The organism is Helicobacter sp. TUL (assembly GCF_002287135.1).
Classification (GTDB): Bacteria; Campylobacterota; Campylobacteria; order Campylobacterales; family Helicobacteraceae; genus Helicobacter_F.
The window spans coordinates 47,362-73,472 of record NZ_NESU01000005.1 but is presented as its reverse complement, the minus strand read 5'-3'; the positions used below and the strand labels follow the sequence as shown (position 1 = coordinate 73,472).

The following is a 26,111-nucleotide window of genomic DNA, read 5'->3' as shown; positions in this document are numbered from 1 at the left end:
TATGTTACAAGGCATACTTTTAGAAATAGACACAGAAAATAAACAGGGCAAAATCGAACAAGCAGTCAATAGGCGACAATATCTTTTTAATCTTGATTTATGGGAGGGCAAAGCAAATGAGCTTTGCAAAAATGCTGAAATAGAGTTTGATGTAGAAAAAGCACGTGTTATCAAAATACGCCCCAAACCAAAACCCATAGATCCCAATGAAATCCCTGTAACCAAATCTGCACAAGAATGTATCACCGAATTTTTTGAGCGAGAAAATACTATTTTGCAAAACTATAAAGATTTTATGGAAAATCATCCACGCCTTGATTTTTTGCGATCACAACGCTTTATTCTCACAGCATACAATGATTTATGTGAAATGGATGGCACACTCGCCAATCCTGCCCTAAAAAAACTGCGTCAAGAAATCTTAGCGCTTTATAAAGAATTTGAAAACTATGTCAAAAAAACAGAGTATTCGCTTGAATATTCGTTTGAAAAGATTTTTTTAAATCGCCAAAGTGCCTATCTCAAAGCACAAAACCTTATAGAAGCAACCAAAGCTTCTCTCAATAACGCACAAGCCCAAGTCCGCCCTTTGAGTAAAGAACTCGAAGAATCTGAATTTGCACTCAAAAACTCTAGCAACAAACATTCTAAGGATTTTCAAGAGTTAGAAAAAGATGTCAAAGCTATGCGAAAACGCTATGTGGATTTGGTGAATTTTATTGCGGTGCAAAAAGATCTCTTGGTAAAAACTACAGATCGTCTAAAAAACTTTAGACAACAACATCTCCAAGAATTTTCTGAAGTTTTTACTCCAATGAAACAAGACATAAAAGATCATTTTATAATGCTTCTTGATACCAAAGCCTATGATTTAGATTCTGTGTTGTGGCAGAGAGCAAAACGCAGCGAGGTGATTAAGCGATTTTTCCGTGACGCAGGGATTGAGGGTGGCTATAGCTCAAAAACTTTCTTGCATTATTTTTTACGCGGACTTGACAAAAGCAAACTCTCGCCGCGTAGCAAAGAGCTTTTTAATCTTTTGCGCTATTTAGAAGAAGTTAGCAAAAGAAATATTCTTATTATTAGAGAATCTAGCGCGGACTTGCACCGAGATAAACAGATTATCGAAAAAGTGGATTCTTGTCTCTCCATAGCTACCGAACAAAAGATGATCCCCGCATTTAATGAATTATGCGCAAACAAATATGACATTGTTGTGATGGATTGGCGCAATGAAAATGTGAGTGCACTAGATTTTATTCGTAAATTCAAAATAACCAAAAAAGATGCGAAAATAGAATTTATTATCCTTATGCCAGAATCTAAAGATTCTGATTTTATGCTAAAGGCGCGAGATTTGGGTGTGCAGTTTTTTGTGCCTGCGCACGATGGAGGCTTACTTGCAGAATCTGTGCGAATGGCAATCTAGCATTCACCACAGATTTGATAATGTCGCAAAAACGCAAGATCCACGCCCTCTAACAAGCCTTTGTCTTGCAAACCTTGTATGACTTCCTTGTTGCAATCAGTTTCTTTTGGCCAATCCCTATGATACCCATCTAGCGCATTTTTGTCGGTAGCATCGATAAATACCACGCCTTCTTGCACCCAAATATCGCGTTTTGCATCGATATTGTTTGTGATTCTCCACACGAGCATATAAGGATTTGAGAGGTTATTTTTGCGGCAATCTACCAAAAAGACTATACGCACATTTTGTGCAAGTGTTCCCAAAGCAGTAGCGCTAATAAGTGTCTTGAAGCTACTAGATTGTTTTTGCACACTCCATATACAAAGCGGATTATATGTGTGTGGAAAATACTGCTTAATCCCCTCTACAAATGGGAAAAGATCTTGAATCTTATGGCACAAAGGCACATCTTGCATAAACACAATCTTAGAATCTATTTCTTCTCCCATAGCCTGCACGCCGAGCTTGCCACCTCTAGCAAAATTTGGGCTTGAGTGATCAAGTGCATCACAAACCCCCTCACTAATAAGCATACAATCTGTGCTAAAACGATTTAACACATACTCTCCAAATGCCTCATAATCTTGCAAATCTGGGGCATTTTCATCAACAAAAATAGCATGTTTAACAAAACTCATTTGTCCCACACCCCAAAAAGCGTGCATAAGCTGCATAGCGTGAGCTGGATACTGCGGTGCAAGTTTGGCAAATATGAGATTATGAAACACGCCATTTTCAGGCATATGATAATCCTCTAAGCCATGCGTAGTCATCTGCAACAATGGCAAGAAAATGCGCTCTGTAAGATACCCCATATATTTATCTTCAAGTGGCGGTTTGCCAACAACCGTGGCTGGGAAAATAGGATTTTTTTTCATCGTAATAGCACTTACTTCAAGCACAGGATAAGATTCTATAGGTGTATAAAAACCCGTATGATCACCAAATGGTCCCTCATCACGCATAATATTAGTATCCACCCAACCCTCAATCACAATATCTACATCACAAGGCACATATAAATCATTTGTTAGACATTTACCCACCTTTGGTTTTTTGCCTCGTATAAATCCATAAAGCATAAGCTCATACATACCCATAGGTAGCGGTGCTTGACCACACCAAATATATAGCGGATCACCACCCAATGCAATGCTAACAGGCATTTTTTGTCCAGCCTTTTTGTATTCGTGAAAAAAATGATGCGAATCTTTATGAATCTGCCAATGCAATCCAAGATGATTTTTGTCATAAATTTGCAAGCGATACATACCGAGGTTTTTTTTCTTGCCATCAAGGCTTTGGGTATAAACCTGCCCCATAGTAATAAATGGTCCGCCATCGTGTTCCCAAGTCGTGAGGATTGGCAACTCATAGAGATTAATCTCTTGTTGGATTCTCTCTTGAAATGGCGGTGTGCGTGATGTTTTTTTGGGAAAGACATGACGCAATGCAAAAAGTTCTTTGGCTTTTTGCAAAATTTGCATAGCACCCTTTGGCGGAGTAAATTTCAATAACGCAGCGATATTTTTGGCTATGGCATTTGGATCTTTTTGGATAAGAAGAGTAAGCAATCTATGAGATCCAAAAACATTCATTAGCACAGGAATATCAAACGTCTTATTTGCTTTTTTATCGACTGGATGTGTAAAAAGGAGGGCTTTAGAATCTGATTTTTTAACTTCTAAATACGCAAGATGTGGAATTTCTAAATAAATATCCAAGGGTGTATCGATGATACGCAATGCATCGTGTGCCTGTAGATATTTGATAAGTTCGTGTGTGTCGTGAAAATTTTGCATACATGCCCCCAAAATTTTTGGAGGCATTGTAACAAAGCGACCTTAAAAATGCAAACCTAACAAAACTTGCACATTATGCATTGCAAAACTTGTGTTTGTGCCAACAATATCTGGATTTTGGTATGTGTATTGAAGGCTCACTGCAAGAGGGATAAGTGCTGGTTTTAGTTTGATACCCACATTATATGATGTCGTATCGCTAAAGATTTTGCTAAATGTTGATTGATTTATCCCAATATAAGGCGTAAGACGTAATACAACTAAACCAAAATTATGACCAAGTGAAGCCCCTATCTGTGTATTGGTGTAAGCACTATTCCCATTTGCTTTCTCATAGGAATCCCATTTCACTTGAGGAGCCACTACCCAACCAAATGCACCAAGCCATACACGCGCGTATGCACCATAATTCATTGGTGTGTAATTATCCCATTTGCTAGACACAACTTTTCCAGCACTAACACCAATTTCTGGGCTTATCTCAAAACTTGCAATTTCCACTGCAGAAGCCAAACTAGCACTTAAACCTAATGCTAAAAATAACTTTTTCATAACATAAACTCCTCTAAACCTAAGATCTTCACCGATGAAATTTGTGGTGAAAGTTCGCAATAATAGCACAAAAGTAATAAAAAGCAACATATCCCTTAAGAATACCTAGTAATTGAGTGAGATTGTATAGAAATTTGGCTACAATAAAGACAAAAGCAAGGAGGGTAAGATGACAATTCAAGATAGCAAAATGTATTTTAACCGCGAATTATCGTGGCTTCGCTTTAATACGCGTGTGCTCAATGAAGCAACAAATCCGCGTATGCCACTTTTGGAGCAACTCAAATTTGTAGCAATTTATGGCACAAATCTTGATGAATTTTATATGATACGCGTGGCTGGATTAAAGCGCCTATATGCAAGTGGCATTACCGAAACAGCGGCTGATAAACTCACTCCCTTACAACAACTAACAAGCATACGAGAATACCTCCATGCAGAGCAAGACACGCTAGAGAAAATATTTCATACCATAAAAGATGCGCTAAGCAAAGAAAATCTTCACATTAAACAAGTCAAAGATTTAAGCGCGCAAGAGAAAAAACTCCTAAAAGAATATTTTCTCACCCAACTTTATCCAGTTATTGTCCCTGTGCTTGTGGATTCTACGCATCCATTCCCACACCTTAATAACCTCTCATTTGCTATAGCGCTCAAATTTAAATCCCAAGATGATGCGTTGCGTTATGGCATTATCCGAATTCCTCGCATTTTGCCACGATTTTTTGAAATCCAAAGCGGCGTATTTGTGCCTGTGGAGGATATAGTCGGTGAATTTGCACAAGAATTTTTTAATGATTACAAGATTCTTAGCTATACACCTTTTAGGATAACACGAAATGCGGATATGGAAATCGAGGAGGAGGAAGCTGATGACTTTTTCCAAATTATGAGTGAGGGGATTAAAACGCGCCGAAAGGGTGAAATCGTGCGTTTAGAGATTGGCGATAATGATGCGGATTTGATAACATTTGTTAATGCCAATATTAAGGTGGATTCACAAGATATTTATGTGTATAAAACAACATATTTACTCAATCTTAGTGGTTTGTGGCAAATCGTGGTAAGTAAGGATTTTGCCCACCTCACACTACCACCAATAAATCCAAAGATTTTACCACCACTAGAAAGCAGCACCGATATTTTTACCACGCTAAACAATAACGACACACTCTTATTTCACCCGTATGAGAGTTTTGATTCTGTGGTGAATTTTATTCAAAGCGCAGCAAAAGATCCTGATGTTGTGAGTATTCGTATGACACTCTATCGCGTGGGCAAAAATTCACCCATTGTGCAGGCTCTCATCGAGGCAGCCGAAAACAACAAGCAAGTCACTGCGCTTGTCGAACTTAAAGCACGTTTTGATGAAGAAAACAATCTCCATTGGGCTAAAAGTCTAGAATCTGCGGGGGCGCATGTGATTTATGGGATTCCAGGATTAAAAGTCCATGCAAAAATCGCGCTTGTCATAAAGCGTGTCAATAACGCCCTTAAAGAATATGTCCATCTTAGCACAGGTAACTACAATCCAGGGACTGCCAAAATCTATACCGACCTTTCTTTGCTCACAAGTAATACAGACATCGCCAACGATGCTCTAAAGCTTTTCCATGCACTCTCCACAGGCAATGCTTACAAAACCGAGCTTAGCAAACTAAAAATAGCTCCTACACAAATAAAAACCGAATTGCTTCGTCTCATTGATAATGAACGCCAAAATGGCGAACAAGGGCGAATCATAATGAAAGCTAATGCCTTTGTTGATGTGGATATTATCCGAGAACTTTATAGAGCCTCACAAGCAGGGGTAAAAATTGATCTTATCGTGCGTGGGATATGTTGCCTAAGACCTAAGGTAAAAGGCGTGAGCGAGAATATCCGTGTCATTTCTATTGTGGGTAAATACCTAGAACACGCTAGAATCTATTATTTCAAAAATGCGCCAACGCCTATTTATTTTGCTTCAGCAGACATTATGCCGCGTAACCTTGAACGCAGGATAGAGATTCTCACGCCTGCTATTAATGAAAAAATTGCGCATAAATTGCTTGAGATCATCACTATCCAACTAAAAGATAATCTCCAAGCCCACGAGCTTCAAAGCAATGGTGAATATACAAAACTCACCCCAACGCAAGATCCTATTAATGCGCAGGAAGTTTTTGAAGAAATGACAAATATGCTATACAAAAATGAAAGAAGTGTCAAAGCCCTAAAGCTTATTAAGCGTATGATGGGCGAGAGTTAGCAAAAGAGTTAAGAATAAACAAAAGATAAAAAGCTAAGAATTAAAATTCTAAAAACAAACAAAAGAGAGCAAGGCAGAATCTACAAATACACAACGCCTTGTCTCTAAAATTTAGGATTTCTATCAATAAGCTTTATGTAGCGAGGTTGTATTCAAGCACTACAACAAATTTTTGATTGTGTTGTAATCGTGGGAAATTCTTTGAGGCATCTTTGATAGCTTTAATTGAATTTTCATTAAATGCTTCATATTGTGAGGGTTGCACCACATTGATGTTATCCACTTTACCATCTGTATAAACATCAAATTCCACCGTTACTTTGCCCTCAATACCGCGTTTGCGTAGCATAAATGGGTGTTCTTGTTTTTGGGTGATCGCACTTTGAATCTTGTCATACAACTCATTATATTCTCCGTTATTTTTAGCAGTGCGCTGCACAACGTCGCCGGAATTTTGCTCATTGGCTTGTTTAGCATTTATAGATTCTGAAGTCTGCTCCACAACTTCTTGGGGCACTGGATTATGGGCTTTTTGTGCCAAAGGTTTTGGTTGTTGCTTTTTTTGAATCTTGCTTGGTTTTGGGGTAGGCTTTGGTTGGGTATCTTGTTGGCTAGGAGTTTGTATCGTAGCAAGCGCGAGTGTGATAGTATCGATACCATTTTGGGCAACTTGTGTAGGCTGGAATTTTTCAAGGATTAGATACACAAACAGTACATGCAACAACAAGGACGCAAAAAAGCCTATCTTACTTGGAGTGAGAATCTTATCGTTGTTGTGATGTGGCAATACTAACATTTTCATGTCCTTTCTCCTTTAGTATATCTGCAACTTGCACAAATATATCAAACTTAGAATCCTTATCAATTTCAAGCTTTAATAAGACCTTGGAATCTAGCGCAAAAATCTTATCCCTAAGCGTGGGTATATCCACGGGCATATTTTCAAAAAAGATATTCCCTTCTTTATCGATACTAAGCAAACTTGTGGGCGCATCGCTTGGCATTGATTGTTGATTGGAGTTTGGCAATTCCACTTTGATTTGCCCTTGTGCGATAAAAGTCGAAACGCTTAGCACAATTGCGAGCAATACAAGCATCACATCAATAAGCGGAATCACATTTAAGCCATCTTTTTTAGGAAGCCTCATTGCGCATTATCTCCATTATGCGTATGCTTGGTTTTTGTGCAAAAAACTTGGAATCTATTGAGATACACATCAACCTTACGCAAAAAAACATTATAAATAATAAGCGTAGGAATAGCAACCAAAAGCCCTAATGCAGTCGCTTTAAGCGCAGTAGAAAGCCCTATCATAATACTTTTGGCATCAAGCCCACCACTCACACCCATATCATAAAAGGTAATCATAATCCCCACAACCGTGCCCAAAAGTCCGATATAAGGGGCATTGGAATAGATAATATAGAGCGCTGTAAGATTTTTACTCAATGCTTCTTCTAGCTCTTCTTTTGTCGCGTAATGCTCGATTTTGAGTTTGGCATAAAATAGAGTGCGCTCAATACTCAACCACACAACTAAAAAGCTCATAAGCCCCAAAATAGCAAAGATAATATGATCGATGTATTCCTTGAGTAGCTCCATAGCCTTACACACTCCTTATGATAATGACTTCCATAATCCCTACGAATTAGGCGGAATTTTATAAGAATAATTCTTAAAATAAGTTTAGTAATCCCTAATCCGTGTGCAAGGGCTGTGGGAGCTTTGTTATTAAATCTCAAGGTGCTTTAGCTATGGGCAAGATTTTCGTGCAATATCTCTAACAATCTATTGTATCTCTATATATCACTCATTGCCAAGAGGCACAAATTTTATACTTTTTTGATTTTTGCACTATAATTACGCTTTTTATTATAGGAATTTATATGCAAGAATTCATCGCAAACCTTGATATATACATGCTTTTGTTACTATTTTTTGCGGCTTTTGTGGCGGGTTTTGTCGACTCGATTGCAGGAGGTGGTGGCATGATTACAATCCCAGCACTTTTACTTGCTGGAATATCACCCTTGCAAGCCTTAGCAACAAACAAACTTCAAAGCTCTTTTGGGAGTTTTTCGGCAACTTTGCAGTTTTACAAAAAGGGATATATTAATATAAAATCTAAAATTCCTTTTGCAGCTACTGCTTTCTGTTTTGCAGCAATAGGCACAACGGCTGTGCAATTTCTTCAGGCAGATTTTCTCTCAAAAATCCTACCTTTTTTGATTCTCATCTTTGGATTATATTTTTTATTTTCGCCAAGCATTAAAGAAGCAAAACAAACAAAAAAATTTAATCCTGTATATTTAAGTCTCACAATCGCTGCTGTTGGTTTTTATGATGGATTTTTCGGACCTGGGACAGGATCATTTTTTATGCTTGCATTGATTGTGATTGGTGGTTTTGGAATTACGCAAAGCTTGGGTGAAGCAAAACTTTATAATTTCTCTACAAATCTCGCGTCGTTGATCTTTTTTGCAATTGGTGGGCATATGCTTTGGGGCGTTGGACTTCTCATGGCTTTGGGACAATTCATTGGAGCAAATCTTGGATCTAAAATGGCAATCCGCTATGGGATTTATATCATAAAACCCCTTGTTGTCGTAGTTTCTTTTTTAATGGCAGCAAAACTTTTGTATGATCAGCTTTATGGAATATTATAACAATCTATCTACAAGCAAAAGCTCATAACATTCTCTTTGTTTGCAGCCAATCTGTGTCATAACACAAGTACAATTCCTATTCATATTTGGCATTACATATGCACTATGAGATTTGTCATATAAGAGTTATAATTGTGTTGCGACAAACCTTCTAATCCTATTTTGTATTAAAAGATCCAACACAAAAACCACTTTAGACAATGTTTGGCTTTGTGTGGATTGTAGCAAAGAAATCCTTATGGATTTTAGAAGTGCTCTTAGGATTATTGTTTGGCACTAAAGTATCGCATAAACCACAATCGCACTTTCTTTGGAAATCCATAGATTCTAGGAAAGTGGTAGCAGAATCTATATTTTTTATCCATAAATGGGTAAAATGTTTTTAAGTCGGATTTATTAAATCGTAATTCTTTTGTGTAGCCATATTTTTGTAATCCTCGTAGTGTTTCTTTGAGAAAAAAGGAAGCCCAATACCATAGGTAATCCCTCTGTATTTCATGTTGTGCGTCATGACTAAGCTCATAAAATCGTTTTGTGAGTATAAAATAACTATATACTCCATCACAGAATCTAACTTTTGTTTTTGTATTCATAATGGAACCTTGCCTTGACACACGATAATGATATATCGGAGTGTCTGCAATATATGCACGTTGTGTAAGTGTTAGGAGGTAGCTAATAAACAAATTATCCTCGTGATAGATGTATGGCTCAAACATATGTGTTGTATGAAATAAAAAATCACATTGATACACAAAAAGCCAGACCGAATATACGCAAATATGTGGATATTGCTGCAAGATATCTGCGTAATTGAATGTTTTATTTTCATCGCTTGTTGGGAAAAAGATTGCATCGCGCAATGTTGTATCATGATATGCTCTATTGCAAATAATTGTATCAAGAGATGGGTTACTAGAAATAATTGTGGCAAGACATTGCAATCCATCAAGCTCTATATAATCATCAGAATCTACAAAAACTATATACCTATTATCCCCCCCCCTTATTGATAATAAGTCATTTTTGATATATGCTAATCCAGCATTTCTTGCCATTGATAATCCTGCATTTTGTTGTGTGATAAGCACAAAGCGTGAATCTTTATCACAATACTCTTGTGCGATTTGCCCACTTAAGTCTGTGCTACCATCATTAATTAAAATTGCTTTAAAGTGTGTGTATGTTTGATTGATAAGAGAATCTAAGCATTGGTGTAAATATGCTTGGACATTATAGATTGGCACGATGATATAAAAGAAGGGATTCATTATATGCTCCTTAAGCCATTTTGGCAGTATTTTGCTTGTGTTTGGATTGTATCAAGATAGATTTGATGATTAGATTCTAGCATATCCCGCGCGTTTTCTTCATGATAGAGATGATATGCTATCCCTGCAAATTTTAAACGCCTCAAAACTCCGCCATTAAATAAAAATCGTGCCACAAACTCGCTATCCTCGCGTCCCCACCCAATAAAATCTTGATTAAATCCGTTGATAGCCTCACAATCGCGTTTATAAAAGCTCATATTACACCCACGAATACCCTTGATAAAGTCCTTTTTGGCAAAAAATTTAGAATCTACTTTTGAGTTTTGATACACACATTGTGCTAGGATTTTGCAAGATTTTGCTTTGAATCCTCCATGCCCAAAGGCATATGCGTATGCGTCGTTTTGATTCTGTTGTTTGTTTTGGAGGATTGTTTGTGAGGTATGAGAATCCAAAATCACACGCGAGCCTTGCAAAAAAACTTTTGGTTTGGCAAAGGCTATGTGATCGCGCACAAACGATGGATGCACAATCATATCTCCATCGATGATAATGATGTATTCACCTTGTGCTGCATTGATTGCGCGATTGCGGATTTGACTTAAACGAAAGCCCCTATCTTCCTGCCAAATATGCCTAAGCACACAAGGAAAGGTGTGCGCATAAGATTGTATCAGTTCTCTTGTATCCTCTTTGCTTCCGTCATCTGCGACAAGCACTTCAGTAGGCAATGTGTGTAGATGCTTTATAGAATCTAGCACTAAAGCTAGGCGTTCTTTTTGGTTATAGGTAGTAACAATAAGCGAAACGCTACGCGGTGGGGTTATTTGGTTTTCATAAAGTTTCATGTATTTAAAAAACACGCCAAGCGCGTTACACACAGAAATAATAAAGCCTCTATATCCATACAAAAATCCTTTTTTTAGCACATAGTTTCTTACAAAACTCCAACTTCCGCGCATGATAGCCTTAAGCGGACTTGCACTTTTGTGTGTGTGTTGCTCTGCCCACAGGCTAGAGTAGCGTTGCAGCTTTTCAAGCAAATGCGTGATATCTCTAAACGCATAATGTGTAAGTCCAGAATCTAGCTTGATAAGTCGCGCGTCTTTTGGCACGATGATACTTTCATGCACGACATTATCATTAAAACGCGTATATTCTTTGTGAAAGATTCGTGTTACAAAATCAGGATACCACCCACAAGCCTTTATCCATTTGCCATTATAGAGATTTTTGCGTGGTAGCGCAAAGAGTGTATTTGGTGTGGGCAGATTGTCTTTGGAAAAAAGCTGCCTAAGAAGTGCCAATGTGCTAGATTCTAAGACTTCATCAGAATCTATGCTAAAAATCCACGCATTGCTTGTGTGGCTTAGGGCAAGATTTTTTAATGCGCCAAATCCGATAAATTCGCTTGTGTAGATTTTTAGATTCTGATATGAGGCTTGAAAATCTTGCGCTATTTGTAGTGTAGTATCACTGCTACCATTATCAAGAAGAATAATCTCATCAAAGCTTTGCAAAGAATCTAAACATTCTTTTAGTGTGGCTTGGGCATTTTTGACAAGAATCGTAACACTAATAGGAAGTTTTGGTTGTGTCATAGAAGTGCCTTTATATATGGTGCTTTTTAAAGATTTTATCATAAGTTTTCTTAGTATTACTAAGCAGAGTCTTCTTGGTGGTGTCGTATAACTTTGTGTAAAAATGAAAATACACACCGCTAAGTTTAAGGCATTTATGGTTTTTTATAGAGCTTTTTTGGTTAGAATGAGAAGTTATATTCTAGTTTGAAGGAGCGAGATATGAAAAAGATATTAGCCTTATTGATGAGCGTTGGTATCGTAGGGTTTTTTGTAGCGTGTGGAGATTCTAAAACAGAATCTAATAATGGCGAGAAAGTATATACGATTAAGTTTGCACATGTGGTAAGTGCAGGCAGCCCAAAGGGTAAAGCAGCAGATTTGTTTGCTAAGAGAGCAGAGGAGCTAAGTAATGGCAAGATTAAAGTTGAAGTATTCCCTTCTGCACAGCTTGTTGATGATGACAAAGTATTTCAAGAGCTTAAGCGTAACAATATCCAAATGGCAGCACCAAGCTTTTCGAAATTTACCCCTATTGTGAAAGAATTTAATCTTTGGGATGTGCCATTTATTTTCCGCGACAATGAGCATTTGCATAATGTGATGGATGGTGAAGTAGGGCAGATTCTCAAAGACAAAATAGCTCAAAAAGGGTTTATTGCACTAGATTATTGGGATGCTGGGTTTAAGCAATTTAGCACAAACAAAAATCCTATTATTTTGCCAAGCGATGCCAAGGGGCAAAAAATCCGCATTATGAGCTCTAAAGTGCTTGAAGAGCAAATGAAAGCTATTGGTGCAAATCCACAAAATATCAATTTTGGTGAGGTGTATTCGGCATTGCAAACAGGTGTGGTTGATGGTGCAGAAAATCCACTTTCAAATCTCTATAATTCTAGATTCTATGAGGTGCAAAAATCGGTTACTATAACTAACCACGGATATTTGGGGTATCTTGTGGTTGCGAGTGAAAAATTTTGGAATGAGTTGCCAGATGATCTTAAGTCTGTCGTAAAACAAGCGCTTGATGAAGCTACAAAATTTGAGCGTGAAGAAAGTGCGCGTGATGAGGCAGTGCTTTTGGCAAATCTACAAAAATACGCACAAGATAATGCAGATAAACTCACGATTTACACGCTTGATGATGATCAGAAAAAGCAATGGCAAGAAGTGATGGTGGCTATTTATCCGAAGTTTTATGATCTTGTCGGGGAAGATTTGATCAAAAAGACACTTGAGACAAAATAAGGTTTTTGTTTGAAATCGTTTTTACTTTTATTGCAAAAGCCCTTTAAATGGGCACATTTAAGTCCGAGTGTCAATAGAGTTTTTAGGATTTTGGATAGTGTTATTGCAGGTATCAATAAGAATATTGCAGTTTTTGGGCTAGTAGCTGGTGTGCTGATAGTGGCGATTAATGTCTTTACGCGTTTTTTAGCCACTTTTTTCTCTGATATTCATTCGCTAACATGGGGCGAGGAAGTTTCGACATATTGCTTTATTTGGAGTGCACTTTTTGGAGCAGCATATGGATTCCGTAAGGGGGTGCATATATCAGTGATGATTCTTGTTGAGCGTTTTCCGCCTACGTTGGCAAAGACTTGTGTGATTGTTTCATATATTCTTAGCGCGTGTTTTTTGGCGTTTATGGCGTATGCTGGGTATCTTGTGTGTGAGCTTAACTATGAGCTTGGGCGTTATTCAGAGGCATTGCATAATGTGCCTTTGTGGATATTTCTTGTGTGTTTGCCCGCGGCATTTTTGGGTGCGACATATCGCGTGATAGAAAAAATCTATGAGGTGTCGTGGATGGAAGCCAAAGATGTAGTAAAAATCACACAAGAAGAAATTATCCACGATAGTGCGATTAAGGAGTAATATGAGTATTGTAGTTTTGTTTATCGTCCTTTTTGCATTGATCCTTTTTGGTGTGCCTATCGCCGTGTCTTTAGGGATAAGTGCTATGGTAGCGATGATAGCATTCACCTCGCACGATATTACAGGGATTCCAGAAATTTTTATTTCGGCATTTAAGCCTACGCTTATGGCGATTCCGATGTTTATCTTGGCAGGTTCGCTTTTGAGTAAGGGCAGTGCGGCTCAAAGGATTATAGATTTTGCTAAATCAATGGTGGGACATTTGCCCGGTGGTCTGCCAATGAGTGCTATTTTGGCTTGTATTATTTTTGCTGCTGTGAGTGGTAGCTCACCTGCCACGGTGGTAGCGATTGGTTCGGTGATGTTTTTGGCAATCCAACAAGCAGGATACCCCAAATCTTATGCCGTGGGAGCTATCACAAGTGCAGGGAGTTTGGGGATTTTGATCCCACCTTCTGTGGTGATGATTGTCTATGGAGTAACGGCAAGCGGACTTAGCGGACTTGATGGCAAAGAAATTGTTGTGTCTATCGAAGCTTTATTTAAGGCTGGGATTGTGCCTGGTATTTTGATTGGCGTTATGATGATGATTTGGACTTACATAGGAGCAAAACGCTTAGGACACAAAGCCACAAAACCCGAGCCCCTAAGTGTGCGCATAAAGCACTTTATGAGAGCTTTTTGGGCATTGCTTATTATTGTTGTTGTGATTGGTGGGATTTATGGAGGAATCTTTACAGCCACAGAAGCTGCCGCAATAGCAGCGGTGTATGCGTTTATTATTTCTGTCTTTGTGTATAGGGATTTGAAGCTAAAAGATTTATATAGCGTGTGCTTAGATGCGGCGATTACTACTGCTATGATTTTTGCTATCATTGGATCAGCAGTTGTATTTGCGCATTTTCTCACAAGTGAGCGCATACCACATCATATCGCCGAATATCTTATCTCTCAAAATATGAGTTGGTGGGTGTTTCTTATCGTGGTTAATATCTTGCTTTTTATTATGGGGCAGTTTATGGAGCCTAGTTCGGTTGTGATGATTATGACTCCGCTTTTGTTACCTATTGCTGTGTCTTTGGGGATTGATCCTGTGCATTTTGGAATCATTATGGTGATTAATATGGAAATAGGTATGATAACCCCACCTGTGGGGCTTAATCTCTTTGTTGCAAGTTCGCTTACAGGCATGGACCTTAAGAATGTTGTTGTTTCTATCCTGCCTTGGCTTGGGGTTATGGTCTTTGGACTTGCGCTTGTCGCCTATGTCCCACAAATTTCCTTGTGTCTAGTGGATTAAAAAATCGTATAGATAAATGGTGCTATCGCACTTCCTTGTGATAGCACTATAAGCACCCCTAGAAATACCATCACTAAAATCACAGGAAAAAGCCAAAATTTCTTTCTTGTTTTTAAAAATTGCCAAAGTTCTTTAATAATATTCATTATATCACTCCTAAAATTGATTTTTCATACTTTGTGGTTGTTGTGTGCGTTGTATAAAATAACTCTGTATTGCCTTGTTTGGCTTTTGGTGTAAAACATCACGCTTAATGAGTCTAAAAAATAATGCTATGGGGGTAAAAATCCCAAAAAATAAAATTGCTAAAATGGTTCGTGAAATCACAAACCCTATCGCTTCGCCTAAAAGAATCCAAAGTCTATAAAAGGGCACAATAACACGCGGTATGCACATAAGCACAATACTTACAATACAAGCAATAATTGCCCATAATCTAGGGGTTGTTTGAGGATCTCTAAAAAGCGGAAATATGGCTAGGAGTATAAAGATTCCTGCCCATATTGCAAGAAATATGCGTAGATCCTTTGTGCTTATTGTATGAGAGTTTGTGGCTTCACAATGCTTCAAGGTTTGTGTATTCGATTGTTGTGGATTTTGTATCATATTGTTAGTATCCCATATTTGTATATGCGGATAATTTCAAAGGTATTACAATCGTAGAATTAGACCAACCTAGCGTTAAGCTTGGTAAAGCAGATAAGGAAAGCGGAGAATCCTATATCAATGCCATAAAAGAAACTTGCAATGCTGAAATTGTGCAATATTTTCACAAAGCAAATATTATCAAATTTTTCAAGCAAGCCAAAGAGTATAGCCATATTCCAGTGGCTCAATATTGCACTTATCCTTGTGTTATCACAGGTAAAGTCAAGCTAGATTCTATAACCTATGATTTTGAACTCAATGAGGGAGGTTATGCTGTGTTAAAAGGGAAAAAATGAGGAGCGATATTTTGGTGATGAAAGGCTATATGGAGAGTGTGGAATCTAAGAAGCAAACATTTTATATACATATTCTTGAAGAATCTGTGTCCAAAAAGCTATATCATCACGAAATATTGCACCTTGCATTATAACTCCTTGTGTATATCTATTTTTGTTGGGATAAAAGTCTCATTATAAACAAAGTTACTAAGTATGGTTTCATTCACAGAATCTTTAGTCCTTATCTCCTTTATAGAATCACTATTTATCACTCTCTCCCCCTTATATACTCTATAGCTATATTCTGCTACTCTTTTGAGTTGGATTATAAAATCTCTTTGGCTATTAGTTGTTTCTCCCACCTGTTGATATGCTATATTGTTTTGTGGATTTTGGTATTTCAGCTTTGTTTGTGTAAGTTTCTTGTTGATAAGGTTTTGGAAATTTGTTTGTGTTTGTTGTGTTGTATGTGTGTTTTGAGATTGTATATTGTCTATATATGAATGAACTTTGATATGAGCTTCTTTATAGATTTGTGTAGATTCGTTTTCTTGTGCATGAGCAAAATAAGATAAGTTATAGGTATAAAGATTATTTCTTATCATATCCTTAAAATGCTTTTGTGCTACATCCTCATTCTTTGTATATGCTCCTATGTTCTTGTAAGATAATGTTTGGTTATGAATATACAATAACGCATCACTATGTTGCAATGATTGTATAATAGAATCTAGCTTAGATTCTAGATTGTTGGATATATATTTTTGATTGATGTATTCTAAATTAGCTTTTATATTTTGTAATGTTTCTAGTAATGGAGTATGCAAAGAATCTAGTAATATGATAAAAGATGTATTTAACTTAAGTAATGTAAAAAGATATGATGGGTTGTATATCAAAGATGAACTCAGTAGTAATGTAGTGTATGGATATGCTATAAAATATGGCACAGATTCTGCATGTATAGAATGCTTTATTGCTTCATTATTTGCAAGACTAGATTCTATCACACTAGAATCTTTATGATTATTCCATACATATGATAAACCTAAGCTTCCTGCTATACTCACCAAACCCAAATTCATAAATGTTTTGAGAGCCTCTCTTCGCTCTATATTGTGTATGTGTAAGTTATATGTTGTTTGTTTCATTCTTCATCCTCTGCTATAAGTTTATTCAGTGATTCTTCATCCATTTCTTTTCCATATCCATCTAAACCCTTAGTAAAATCAATCTTTAAGTCAAGCACTTCTTTAGGAAAGATATAAGGACGAGCAGATGGCAGTCCATAGGTGAGGTTGGAGTAGATTTTTTGAGCAAGAATCTGTCTAGCACTAATATTTTTAAATATCATCAAGTCATTACCCACGGACACCAACATTTCCCACATTCTTAGATAATACTCTTTAATACTCTCTGGTGTAGAATCTCTATCTCTTGGATCTTTAATGGTGATTCTATAATAATTCCACCCTTTCACAAGACGAGAAAGACCAGGTTGCATAATCGATCCTCCATAGGCTGCTGCTACAGTATATCCTCCTAAATCAATGATAAGCTCAGGGCTAAATTTCTCATCAAAGTAGGGATCTAGCCCATTGATTAGGTCTTTAGATCTGTTTGTCATATATGTTTCTAGGAGTTTTAGTGTGAGTGGAGATTTTCTCATCATTCTTATGCCATACTTATAATTATCCATTAGCGTCATAAGAGCATCAAGATTTCCTAAAGCAATTGAGCAACGCAAACATGCATTATAGGGAATAAGAGCATATTTTAAAGATTCATTTGTGGTCCCACTAGGTGCATAATTAAGTGCTGCAAGATAGAATGCTAATGGACTTTGGTATTTAATAGCTGCTGCAAGATAGAGTTCGGCTGCAAAGCAACTTTTTTGTAGACTTTCCCTTTGTGCCTCCTCATCTATAGCCTCCCATACAACACACTCTAGTGCATGGTTATAACACTCTCTTGCTTCTTCTCTTACTAGTCCTAAACTATAAGGTGTTAGTTCTGTGTGAAATAATCTCTCATTATCACTACTCCACTTATAGAGTTGATAATACATATAGCTCATCTCTGGTATCTTTTTATTTAGCAAATCTTTTGTAATTTTTACACATTCAAGTATTTCTTTTTTGCTTTCATCTCCTCCTTTGAGAGAAGCTTTTTTAAAAAGTAATGTAGAGAGTTTTACTCCTGCTTTGATGTATTGTTCTTTATAGGCTATCCTTAGATTCTGTAATATTTCTTGTTGAATCTTAGAATCTAGTAAATTAAAATCTGTATTGCTATGTTTCTCTAAAAGCTTATTAGCTTTAGTATAAGTCTTTTTAGCCATATCACTTATTCTCTCACTATATGTATAGGGTTCATAATCTACATTAACATAAGGAAAGAGGGTTGATTGTAATTCAGATTTTCTTACTATCATTTTTCTTTGTTCTTTAAGGCTTAGCTTTATAAAAGCCTCTTTTTCTTCTTTGCTCCATTTGATACCATTACCATTTGGAGATGGGCGATAGGATTTGAGGATGTGGAGGGTTGAATCCCAAAAATATTGTTGAAGACTCTCTTTGCTAGAAATATTTATTCGCATTTCTTCTAATTCTTTTAAAATCTCTTCCCATAAGTTCACTTCTTCTAGCTCAAATATCACACCTTGCATTATAACTCCTTGTGTATATCTATTTTTGTTGGGATAAAAGTCTCATTATAAACAAAGTTACTAAGTATGGTTTCATTCACAGAATCTTTAGTCCTTATCTCCTTTATAGAATCACTATTTATCACTCTCTCCCCCTTATATACTCTATAGCTATATTCTGCTACTCTTTTGAGTTGGATTATAAAATCTCTTCTGAGACGTTTTGTAACTTGACTTTGATAATCTCATAGATATTTGCCTGTGGCATTGAAGTATTCTTATTATATGGTGAAAATTTATGACATCAAGGTATTATACAATAATGTAGCATTGTAGTAAAACATTTGGTCAAAACAAGCAGTTTTATATTTATGTTGGCAGGTTGGAAAGAGAATGTAAGGTTTCAAAAGCAGAAATCTTTCAGAGTTTGTGTGGATCACTCATGTAAAAAAATTGCTACTTTGAAACTTATATCATTTTTTCTATGCAAAAACCTTAATAAAAATTTAAAAAATAAACCCAAAGTGACACTCATAAAATGTCGATTGTAGCGATATATAATGACATTTTCTTTTAATAAAATTTTGAGTTCCAGAAAGCCCCCAACTCAAAACTCTCAATCATAACTCTATCCTTTCATATACTGTATGAAACTTATGATTTTTCCACCACAAAAACTGTCAAGAATAACCCACTTGGTGCGAATATGCTAAATATGATTGTTTTGTCTCTATGCAAAATTTGTGAAGTTTTATTTGTTTGGTGGAGTGTAGGGGGTTCGAACCCCTGACCTCAACGCTGCCAGCGTTGCGCTCTCCCAACTGAGCTAACACCCCAAACAAAAGGTGATTATAACCATAAAGACTTTAAAGACATATTAAGGGTTTGGATTGCATTGTGCATAGTGTTTGGCATATGTTTCTTGCATGAGAGATTCTAGTTTTTCATACCATTGCGGATCGTTAAAATCTGGCGTAAAAGCTTCAAGTATAACCATACGCGCCTTATTTGTGTGTGAGGAAATGGGTGATGTGTCATACATTTTGCGTGTGTTGATAAGCAAGATAGGCTGAATCTTTAAGTTAAGTTTTTGGGCGAGAATCTTTGCTCCGGGCTTGAATGGGAGTAGTTTTTCATTGCCTCTGCCTCTCGTGCCTTCTGGGAATATAACAATAGGGCGATTTTGGGCTAGTTTTTCTTTGGCTTGTTTGAGGAGAAAAATAATGCCATTTTTATCTTCTCTATCTATCAAGATCATTTCAGGTAGGGTAAGTGCAAGTCCATAGAGTGGAATCTCGCCTAATTGTTTTTTTGCCACCCAACAAATATTGCTTGGGTGGAAGCCCTCCAAAAACATAATATCATTGACGCTTTGGTGATTTAATACAATAAGTTGCGCGCTTGTGTCAAATTCTCCTATGCAATCCATATGAAAGCCATTGAGAGTGTAAAAATAACGGCATTGTAATCGGGCTTTTCTCCCATTTTGATGATGGCGTGTCCAATAGATTTGTAAAATGATTATTGGAAGATAGAGGGCAATAAGCGCTGTGGCGAAAAGACCTTTAATTTTTGCTAACATATTCACTCCTTACCCAACCAATTTGAGAATCTCCTATAAGCACTTTATATAATAATACGCTTTGCCCTTGGAGATCCATTTTTCGCTCTCCTACAATTTGTATGGGTATATCAGATTCTACTACGCGCACAATTGTTGAGCCTTTCATTGGTAATATGCTCACCGATGCCCCAGCTTTAAGTGTGCCATAGCTATTGCTAAATGCAAGGCTATAGATTAAAATCCCACACAACAATGCCACAATAAACAAAAAGATCTTATAGCGTTTCCAAAGAAATAGCCCCAAAAAGAGGATAATCAATATACCAATAATCACAAGCTTAAAAAATGCGTAACTTGCCTTGGGATTGAGATCGCTTTGTGTGCTTACAAGCTCGGAATTTACCACAACAATAGGGATATTCACATTTTCAAAGCGACGCACATCGGGATTAAAATATTCAAATGAAAGCTCACGCAAACTTTTTGGGACTATCACATAATACACCCCATACATACCGCCGTTGCGTTGGCTTAGCTCTTCAAAGCCTTGCGTTTCAAAGCCTTTGATATTCATATCTTTTAGGTTTTGGGATTGCATTTCAAATTCAAAGACTATGATGTTGTGCAATTCATCATAGCTTTGGCTTTTGTTTCGTAAGAGTTTGAAGTCTTTGCCCAAAACTCCTGCGTATTGGGCATTGCTTCCCAAATCAATCACATTAAGCGCGATAGAATCTACGCGCACTTGCTCTTCATAGCTTCCATCTGCGGATAGGGCTACTACATTGAGTGCAGGTATTGTTGCAGATGAGGCTTTTAGCTTGAAAACATAGGTAGTTTGTAGATGTTGAGAATCTACATTTTTCCAAGTCGCATTTTTGTTTTTGAGCTCAACTTTGTCTTTGGGGCTTTTTTCAAAATTGCTTCCCTTGAGACTTGCACCGGCAAAAAGTGAAGCCTCATATACTATGGAGACTTCTTGTCCAACATAAAATGTCTGATCTTGGAGGGTTTGAGTGGTGCTAAGGGCTTTTGCATAAACAATTTTTGGAGATGTCGTGAGTTCTTGGTCTGCTTGTGTGTCTGTGGCTACAATAATGCCTGTGACAAAACAAAAGCTTAGTAAGGCTTTAGAAAATAATCGCGTCATTTACCTTCCTAATGTTTTTAATGTTGCAATGCTGTGTGATAAAGACTTGCAAGCATCTCCAAGCCATCAACTCCACCCAAGAGATTCTCTATCGCGCGCTCTGGGTGGGGCATAAGCCCAAAGACATTTTTTTGTTCATTGCAGATTCCTGCTATATCTGCCACAGAGCCATTTGGATTATCAACATATGTAAGCAGAATCTGATCGTTTTTTTGTAATGCACGCAAAGACTGCTCATCAATGAAATAGCAACCATCGGCATGTGCGATTGGTAGAGAAATGACACTTTCTTTTTTGTAATGAGATAAAAATGCGTTGTTGGTATTTTTTACACAAAGTTTTTGGTTTTGGCTAATAAAATGTAGTGAATTATTGCGTTTGAGCACTCCGGGTAGAAGTCTTGCTTCGCATAGAATCTGAAAGCCATTACAGATTCCAAGCACATAGCCACCTTGCATAGCAAACTCACGCACTGCCTGCATGATAGGAGAAAATCTTGCTATAGCCCCACTCCGCAAATAATCTCCATAGCTAAAGCCACCAGGCACAATGACTAGTTTTGTATCTTTGGGTAATACCTGCTCTTGATGCCATACGATTGTATAGGGTGCTCCTATACATTTGTAGGCATACGCCATATCCATTTCACAATTTGTCCCAGGAAATTGAAGTATTGCGACGCTCATTTATTTTCTCATCACTTCAAAGTCTTCTATAACCGTGTTTGCCAAGAGTTCTTGACACATTTTTTCTACTTGTGCAATCGCATACGATTCATCTTGAGAATCTATGTCTAGCACGATTTCTTTAGCCATTTTGACACTTTTTACATCACTAAAATTATGAGCCAAAAGCGCGTGATGAATGGCTTTAGCCTGTGGATCTAAGACACCATTTTTTAAAGTAATGAGGGCTTTTATTTCCATATATAATCCTTACTTTTGCAAAATTCGTTTTAAAACTTCCTCATACGCTACTTTTACGCTACCGAGATTTTGACGGAATCTATCTTTATCAAGTTTGTCATTTGTATCTTTATCCCAGAATCTACAACTATCAGGGCTAATCTCATCGGCAAGTAAAATATTACCCTCGCTGTCTTTGCCAAATTCAAGCTTGAAGTCAATAAGGCGGAGGTTGCGTGTGATGAAAAATTCACTTAGTATTTGATTAATCTTGCGTGCTTGTGTGCGCAAAAAATCTAGCTCTGTTGTGTCTTGTGTGATACCTAAAATCTTGCAATGCTCATCATTGATGATAGGATCACCAAGCGCATCGTCTTTGTAATAAAACTCTACAAGGGCAAAAGGCAAGATTTTTCCATCTTCTATGCCTAGACGCTTTGTTAGCGAACCTGTGGCGACATTGCGCACTACAACTTCTATAGGAATAATTTGCACTTTTTTGCAAAGCATATGTGTAGAATCTAGCTTTTTGATGAAATGTGTTTGTATGCCATTTTGGATTAAAAGTTCAAAAATCGCGGTGCTAATCTCACAATTAAGCGCACCCTTGCCTTGTTCAGAACCTTTTTTTTCAGCGTTAAATGCGGTTAAATCATCTTTAAATTCTACAAGCACCTCTTGAGGATTGTTTGTAAGAAAAAGTTTCTTGCCCTTACCCTCATAAAGCATTTGTTGTGTGTCCATAATGTGCTCCTTTTGGTTATGTTATTGTTTTGGTTTAAAGATATTCCAAGCTTTGAGAATATCTATTGCGGTTTTAAGCTGAATATCTTTGTATATGTCTTCTTGTGTGAAGTTTGCATTTTTTGTTGTATTTTTAGAATCTAGTGGTGCTTTTTCTTGGATTTTTTCTAATTCACCTTTTAAATGTCGCTTGAGATCGGCTTCTTTGAGCGAGAAATTATTGTCATTTTCTGGCACATTGCCCGGATATACGACGACATCTGGTTGGATTCCAACAGCTTGAATCGTTCTGCCACTTGGGAGATAATATTTTGCGATTGTGAGTTTTATACCCTCATCATTATCAAGTTTGATAACCATTTGCACACTACCTTTGCCAAATGTTTGCTCACCTACAAGCACCGCTCTTTTGTGATCTTGCAATGCTCCTGCGACAATCTCACTAGCACTTGCACTTCCACCATTGACAAGCACAACAAGTGGCACATCAGCATAAGGCGCACTACCATTGGCTTTAAACTCTATGTTTTCACCTTTATTGCGCCCTTTTTGTGAGACAATAACGCCATTTTTGATAAAGAGTTTTGAGAGATCTACGGCTTGATCGAGCAAACCTCCGGGATTAGAGCGTAAATCTAGCACAATGCCATCAACTTTGCCTAGTGATTTTAAGCCATTTTTCACTTCAAGGGTTACATTTTTATCAAATGAATTGACGCGCACATAGGCAAAATTTGTATCATCAATACCGCGCACCTTGACAGATTCTACGCGAATAATATCTCTTGTAAGCTGGACGACTATAGGTTTTGGCTCACCACTTCTTACAAGCGTAAGTTCAAGTTTTGTTTTTGGCTTACCACGCATAAGATTCACTGCATCATCAATACTCATATTTAGTGTGGTTTCATTATTGATTTTTAGGATTACATCACCGCTTTTTATACCTGCTTTGAATGCTGGAGTATCATCAATAGGGGCGATGACGGTTAGGGCTCCATCTTTCATACCAAGTGTGATACCTATCCCGCCAAATTCTCCCTCAGTTTGTGATCGTAAATCATCAAATTTTTTCTTATCGAGGTAGGCAGAATGTGCATCAAGGTTGCTTAAAAGCCCATCTATGGCTTTATTAATAATTTCATCGATTTGCACTTCATCAACATAGTTTTCTTCTATGACATTGATAACTTTGCGTAGTTTTTTATGTGCATCAAGTCTATTTTGCTCTTTATTATCCGCGCCAAATACAATCCCAAATCCAAGCACACAGCACACACAAAGCAATAGTATTTTTTGGTATTTCATCTAATCCCCACCTCTATGTTTGTTTTGTAACCTAAAGATTTTAAAAATTTAGACTTCGGATTCTACCAAAAATTCTCTATTTTTCAGTAAATACTCATTTTTTTGCTATAATCCAAAAACATAGCACATTTCAAATAAGGAATAATATGAAAGATAGAATAAAGAGTTTGGGTGCGGATAAACAGCGCTATATCACAGGTGCCTTGCTTGTTGTGGCACTTGCATTGATTTTGTTGCTTAATAGCACATTGCTTATTTGGTTTGTATTGGGTGCGCTTTTTGTGATTGCGCTTAGAGAATCTCTAGCTTTTTATTCTTTAGAATCTGCGTGGCATTTTTATGCGTGGAGCGTGTTATTGTGGATTAGCGTGTATTTTACCAAAACCCCTTTGTATAATGGCTTGTGTGTGCTTATCGTGTATGCTTCTTATATTGCATATAACAAAAAACTTCCTTTAAAAGTGTTGCTACCCTTTTTGTATCCTACCTTACCATTTTTGTGTATTTGGTCTGTGTATGAGTCATTTGGTAGATTGGGGCTTATTTGTCTTATCGTGGTAGTAGCTTGCACCGATATAGGGGCATATTTTGGTGGGAGACTTTTTGGCAAAACCCCATTTTCACCCACATCACCAAAGAAAACTATCGAGGGTGTCATCATAGGGGTTGCTTGTGGCACTGCTTTAGGCTCTGTATTGTGTCTTGGTATCACACATAGCTTTTTTGTAGCGGTGTTGGTAGCATTTTGTATCGCGCTTAGTTCTGTTTTTGGGGATTTGTTTGAGAGCTATCTCAAGCGTGAAGTAAATCTCAAGGATAGTGGCTCGATTTTTCCCGGTCATGGTGGTGTGCTAGATAGAGTTGATGCATTATTGTTTGGTGCTGTTATAATGCTTTTTGCACTTTCTGCTTTACCGCTTTATAGCGAAATATATTTTTCATAAACATTGCTTTTAGTCTATGATTCTTTTAGGTAGCACTGGTTCTATTGGGACAAATACCCTTAAGGTCGCAAATGCCTTTGGGCTTCCTATAGAATCTCTTAGCGCAGGTAAGAATATTGCACTTTTTAATACACAAATTCATCAATATCGCCCAAAAAATATCTGCATAGCGGATATAAATGACGCAACAAAGCTTGATATGGCATATATCAAGGCGCAGAATATACGCGTTTTCTTTGGTGAAGAGGGGCTTTTGGATATGATCAAAGCTTCTCAAAGCACACTTGCGGTTAATGCCTTGGTGGGTTATGCTGGGCTTGCTCCAAGTCTTGTGATTAAGCAATGTGGCAAAAAACTTGCCCTTGCAAACAAAGAAAGTCTTGTGAATGCTGGGTGGCTTTTTGCTGATTATCCAATTACGCCTATTGATAGTGAGCATTTTGGATTGTGGTATCTGCATACTGCGCGAGCAATATATAGGCTTTGTATTACTGCTAGTGGTGGGGCATTGCGTGATATGCCATTAGACAAACTGCCTTTTGCCACACCCGCTGAAGCACTTAAGCACCCAAATTGGTCTATGGGGCAAAAAATTACAATAGATAGCGCAACAATGGTAAATAAGCTTTTTGAGGTTTTGGAAGCATATTGGCTGTTTGGCATACAACATATTGACGCATATATCGAGGAGTGCTCCGCAATACACGCACTTGTGGAGTTTGTAGATGGATCTATCACCGCACATATTTCTCACGCTGATATGCAACTTCCCATAGCCTATGCGCTTGATGAGCAAAAGGCAAAGTCTATGCGCCTTATCCCACGCTTTGATATGAGTGCGCTTACAAATATACATCTTAAACCCATAGATTCTAAACGCTATCCTGTATGGGATCTCAAATCAACACTTTTAGCGTATCCAAAGCTTGGTATTGTGCTAAATGCTAGTAATGAAATCGCGGTGGGTGCATTTTTGGATTCACGCATTGATTTTGGGAGTATTAGCGCGTGTATTTTGGAAAGTATGCGATATTTTGATAGTATCAAGACACACGCACTTACAGATATTCAAGACATTCGGGCTTTAGATTCTGAAGTGCGCGCCTTTAGTGCATCGTGGCTTCATACCACGCACTCATAAGACATTA

At 37.4% G+C, this 26,111-nt stretch carries 25 protein-coding genes, 1 tRNA gene and 2 pseudogenes; 10 read left to right on the top strand and 18 right to left on the bottom strand.

Translation table 11 applies throughout. From position 1 onward, the window contains the following. Position 1 precedes the first annotated feature (1 nt). On the top strand, positions 2 to 1,429 hold the full coding sequence (locus B9T66_RS03675; protein WP_095627639.1) for a hypothetical protein: 1,428 nt from the start codon (positions 2 to 4) through the stop codon (positions 1,427 to 1,429). Here the strand turns inward: B9T66_RS03675 and B9T66_RS03670 are convergent. Together B9T66_RS03670 and B9T66_RS03665 are read right to left on the bottom strand one after the other, a co-directional pair. Beyond that, positions 1,426 to 3,273 carry a menaquinone biosynthesis decarboxylase gene (locus B9T66_RS03670; RefSeq protein WP_095627674.1) on the bottom strand — a complete coding sequence of 616 codons (1,848 nt, stop codon included), beginning with the start codon at positions 3,271 to 3,273 and terminating at the stop codon, positions 1,426 to 1,428. The genes B9T66_RS03675 and B9T66_RS03670 overlap by 4 nt on opposite strands. Before the next feature lie 42 nt (positions 3,274 to 3,315). Beyond that, positions 3,316 to 3,825, bottom strand: a complete 510-nt coding sequence (locus B9T66_RS03665) for a hypothetical protein (protein WP_095627673.1) — start codon at positions 3,823 to 3,825, stop codon at positions 3,316 to 3,318. Between the two features lie 151 nt (positions 3,826 to 3,976). Between B9T66_RS03665 and B9T66_RS03660 the strand changes: the two are divergent. After that, a pseudogene (locus B9T66_RS03660) lies at positions 3,977 to 6,076 on the top strand (RNA degradosome polyphosphate kinase); the annotation flags it as partial. Between the two features lie 133 nt (positions 6,077 to 6,209). Here the strand turns inward: B9T66_RS03660 and B9T66_RS03655 are convergent. From B9T66_RS03655 to exbB, 3 genes are read right to left on the bottom strand one after another with little or no spacing between them, the layout of a single operon-like run. Beyond that, positions 6,210 to 6,878 carry a TonB family protein gene (locus B9T66_RS03655; RefSeq protein ID WP_095627637.1) on the bottom strand — a complete coding sequence of 223 codons (669 nt, stop codon included), beginning with the start codon at positions 6,876 to 6,878 and terminating at the stop codon, positions 6,210 to 6,212. Then, positions 6,841 to 7,224, bottom strand: coding sequence for a TonB system transport protein ExbD (gene exbD, locus B9T66_RS03650; RefSeq protein ID WP_095627636.1), 384 nt, complete (start codon positions 7,222 to 7,224; stop codon positions 6,841 to 6,843). The genes B9T66_RS03655 and exbD overlap by 38 nt, the downstream gene beginning before the upstream one ends. Further along, entirely contained in the window at positions 7,221 to 7,679 is a 459-nt protein-coding gene (exbB, locus tag B9T66_RS03645) for a TonB-system energizer ExbB (protein ID WP_095627635.1), read from the bottom strand. Before exbB ends, exbD begins: the two co-directional genes overlap by 4 nt. A gap of 284 nt (positions 7,680 to 7,963) precedes the next feature. Here exbB and B9T66_RS03640 point away from each other — a divergent pair, with 284 nt between their 5' ends. Next, entirely contained in the window at positions 7,964 to 8,743 is a 780-nt protein-coding gene (locus B9T66_RS03640) for a TSUP family transporter (RefSeq protein ID WP_095627634.1), read from the top strand. Between the two features lie 263 nt (positions 8,744 to 9,006). Here B9T66_RS03640 and B9T66_RS03635 read toward each other — a convergent pair whose 3' ends face one another. Both B9T66_RS03635 and B9T66_RS03630 read right to left on the bottom strand, forming a co-directional pair. Further along, positions 9,007 to 10,014, bottom strand: a complete 1,008-nt coding sequence (locus B9T66_RS03635) for a glycosyltransferase (RefSeq protein WP_095627633.1) — start codon at positions 10,012 to 10,014, stop codon at positions 9,007 to 9,009. Further along, positions 10,014 to 11,618, bottom strand: a complete 1,605-nt coding sequence (locus B9T66_RS03630; RefSeq protein ID WP_095627632.1) for a glycosyltransferase family 2 protein — start codon at positions 11,616 to 11,618, stop codon at positions 10,014 to 10,016. Before B9T66_RS03630 ends, B9T66_RS03635 begins: the two co-directional genes overlap by 1 nt. A gap of 201 nt (positions 11,619 to 11,819) precedes the next feature. Between B9T66_RS03630 and B9T66_RS03625 the strand changes: the two genes are divergently transcribed. Genes B9T66_RS03625 through B9T66_RS03615 form a run of 3 tightly spaced genes read left to right on the top strand, consistent with a single transcriptional unit; the run spans position 11,820 to position 14,775 of the window. Further along, the gene (locus B9T66_RS03625; protein WP_095627631.1) at positions 11,820 to 12,845 is read left to right on the top strand and encodes a DctP family TRAP transporter solute-binding subunit; all 1,026 of its coding nucleotides are present in this window, start codon (positions 11,820 to 11,822) and stop codon (positions 12,843 to 12,845) included. Positions 12,846 to 12,854: 9 nt separating this feature from the next. Beyond that, a complete protein-coding gene (locus B9T66_RS03620) occupies positions 12,855 to 13,475 on the top strand; it encodes a TRAP transporter small permease (protein ID WP_095627630.1) in 621 nt (206 codons plus the stop codon). 1 nt (position 13,476) lies between these two features. Next, on the top strand, positions 13,477 to 14,775 hold the full coding sequence (locus tag B9T66_RS03615; protein WP_095627629.1) for a TRAP transporter large permease: 1,299 nt from the start codon (positions 13,477 to 13,479) through the stop codon (positions 14,773 to 14,775). Here B9T66_RS03615 and B9T66_RS08830 read toward each other — a convergent pair. Beyond that, complete coding sequence (locus B9T66_RS08830; protein WP_180763325.1) at positions 14,772 to 14,921, bottom strand: DUF5989 family protein; 150 nt, start codon at positions 14,919 to 14,921, stop codon at positions 14,772 to 14,774. The genes B9T66_RS03615 and B9T66_RS08830 overlap by 4 nt on opposite strands. A gap of 10 nt (positions 14,922 to 14,931) precedes the next feature. Continuing rightward, entirely contained in the window at positions 14,932 to 15,381 is a 450-nt protein-coding gene (locus B9T66_RS03610) for an SxtJ family membrane protein (protein WP_095627628.1), read from the bottom strand. Positions 15,382 to 15,533: 152 nt separating this feature from the next. Between B9T66_RS03610 and B9T66_RS09120 the strand changes: the two genes are divergently transcribed. Together B9T66_RS09120 and B9T66_RS08825 are read left to right on the top strand one after the other, a co-directional pair. Beyond that, positions 15,534 to 15,719, top strand: a complete 186-nt coding sequence (locus B9T66_RS09120) for a hypothetical protein (RefSeq protein ID WP_257874580.1) — start codon at positions 15,534 to 15,536, stop codon at positions 15,717 to 15,719. Beyond that, a complete protein-coding gene (locus B9T66_RS08825; RefSeq protein WP_180763324.1) occupies positions 15,716 to 15,853 on the top strand; it encodes a hypothetical protein in 138 nt (45 codons plus the stop codon). Before B9T66_RS09120 ends, B9T66_RS08825 begins: the two co-directional genes overlap by 4 nt. On the opposite strand, the gene B9T66_RS03600 is transcribed toward B9T66_RS08825, so the two are convergent. The 9 genes and pseudogenes from B9T66_RS03600 to B9T66_RS03560 all read right to left on the bottom strand — a co-directional run. After that, entirely contained in the window at positions 15,848 to 16,852 is a 1,005-nt protein-coding gene (locus tag B9T66_RS03600; protein ID WP_095627627.1) for a hypothetical protein, read from the bottom strand. The genes B9T66_RS08825 and B9T66_RS03600 overlap by 6 nt on opposite strands. Then, on the bottom strand, positions 16,849 to 18,369 hold the full coding sequence (locus tag B9T66_RS03595; protein WP_095627626.1) for a hypothetical protein: 1,521 nt from the start codon (positions 18,367 to 18,369) through the stop codon (positions 16,849 to 16,851). Before B9T66_RS03595 ends, B9T66_RS03600 begins: the two co-directional genes overlap by 4 nt. 739 nt (positions 18,370 to 19,108) lie before the next feature. Continuing rightward, positions 19,109 to 19,184: transfer RNA gene (locus B9T66_RS03590), tRNA-Ala, on the bottom strand. Positions 19,185 to 19,225: 41 nt separating this feature from the next. Then, positions 19,226 to 19,930, bottom strand: coding sequence for a lysophospholipid acyltransferase family protein (locus B9T66_RS03585; RefSeq protein WP_095627625.1), 705 nt, complete (start codon positions 19,928 to 19,930; stop codon positions 19,226 to 19,228). Beyond that, positions 19,914 to 21,062 carry a hypothetical protein gene (locus tag B9T66_RS03580; protein WP_095627624.1) on the bottom strand — a complete coding sequence of 383 codons (1,149 nt, stop codon included), beginning with the start codon at positions 21,060 to 21,062 and terminating at the stop codon, positions 19,914 to 19,916. Before B9T66_RS03580 ends, B9T66_RS03585 begins: the two co-directional genes overlap by 17 nt. Before the next feature lie 17 nt (positions 21,063 to 21,079). Then, positions 21,080 to 21,748, bottom strand: a complete 669-nt coding sequence (purQ, locus tag B9T66_RS03575; protein WP_095627623.1) for a phosphoribosylformylglycinamidine synthase subunit PurQ — start codon at positions 21,746 to 21,748, stop codon at positions 21,080 to 21,082. Continuing rightward, positions 21,749 to 21,988: a phosphoribosylformylglycinamidine synthase subunit PurS gene (gene purS / locus B9T66_RS03570; RefSeq protein WP_095627622.1), complete on the bottom strand. Its 240-nt coding sequence runs from the start codon at positions 21,986 to 21,988 to the stop codon at positions 21,749 to 21,751. Positions 21,989 to 21,997: 9 nt separating this feature from the next. Beyond that, positions 21,998 to 22,711 carry a phosphoribosylaminoimidazolesuccinocarboxamide synthase gene (gene purC, locus B9T66_RS03565; protein ID WP_095627621.1) on the bottom strand — a complete coding sequence of 238 codons (714 nt, stop codon included), beginning with the start codon at positions 22,709 to 22,711 and terminating at the stop codon, positions 21,998 to 22,000. Between the two features lie 21 nt (positions 22,712 to 22,732). After that, positions 22,733 to 23,941 (bottom strand): annotated as a pseudogene (locus B9T66_RS03560) (S41 family peptidase); the annotation flags it as partial. 224 nt (positions 23,942 to 24,165) lie between these two features. Between B9T66_RS03560 and B9T66_RS03555 the strand changes: the two are divergent. Together B9T66_RS03555 and dxr are read left to right on the top strand one after the other, a co-directional pair. Next, entirely contained in the window at positions 24,166 to 24,963 is a 798-nt protein-coding gene (locus B9T66_RS03555) for a phosphatidate cytidylyltransferase (RefSeq protein WP_095627619.1), read from the top strand. Positions 24,964 to 24,979: 16 nt separating this feature from the next. Beyond that, positions 24,980 to 26,104 (top strand): 1-deoxy-D-xylulose-5-phosphate reductoisomerase, encoded by a 1,125-nt coding sequence (dxr, locus tag B9T66_RS03550; protein ID WP_095627618.1) that lies wholly within the window; start codon positions 24,980 to 24,982, stop codon positions 26,102 to 26,104. The last annotated feature ends 7 nt before the right edge of the window (positions 26,105 to 26,111 follow it).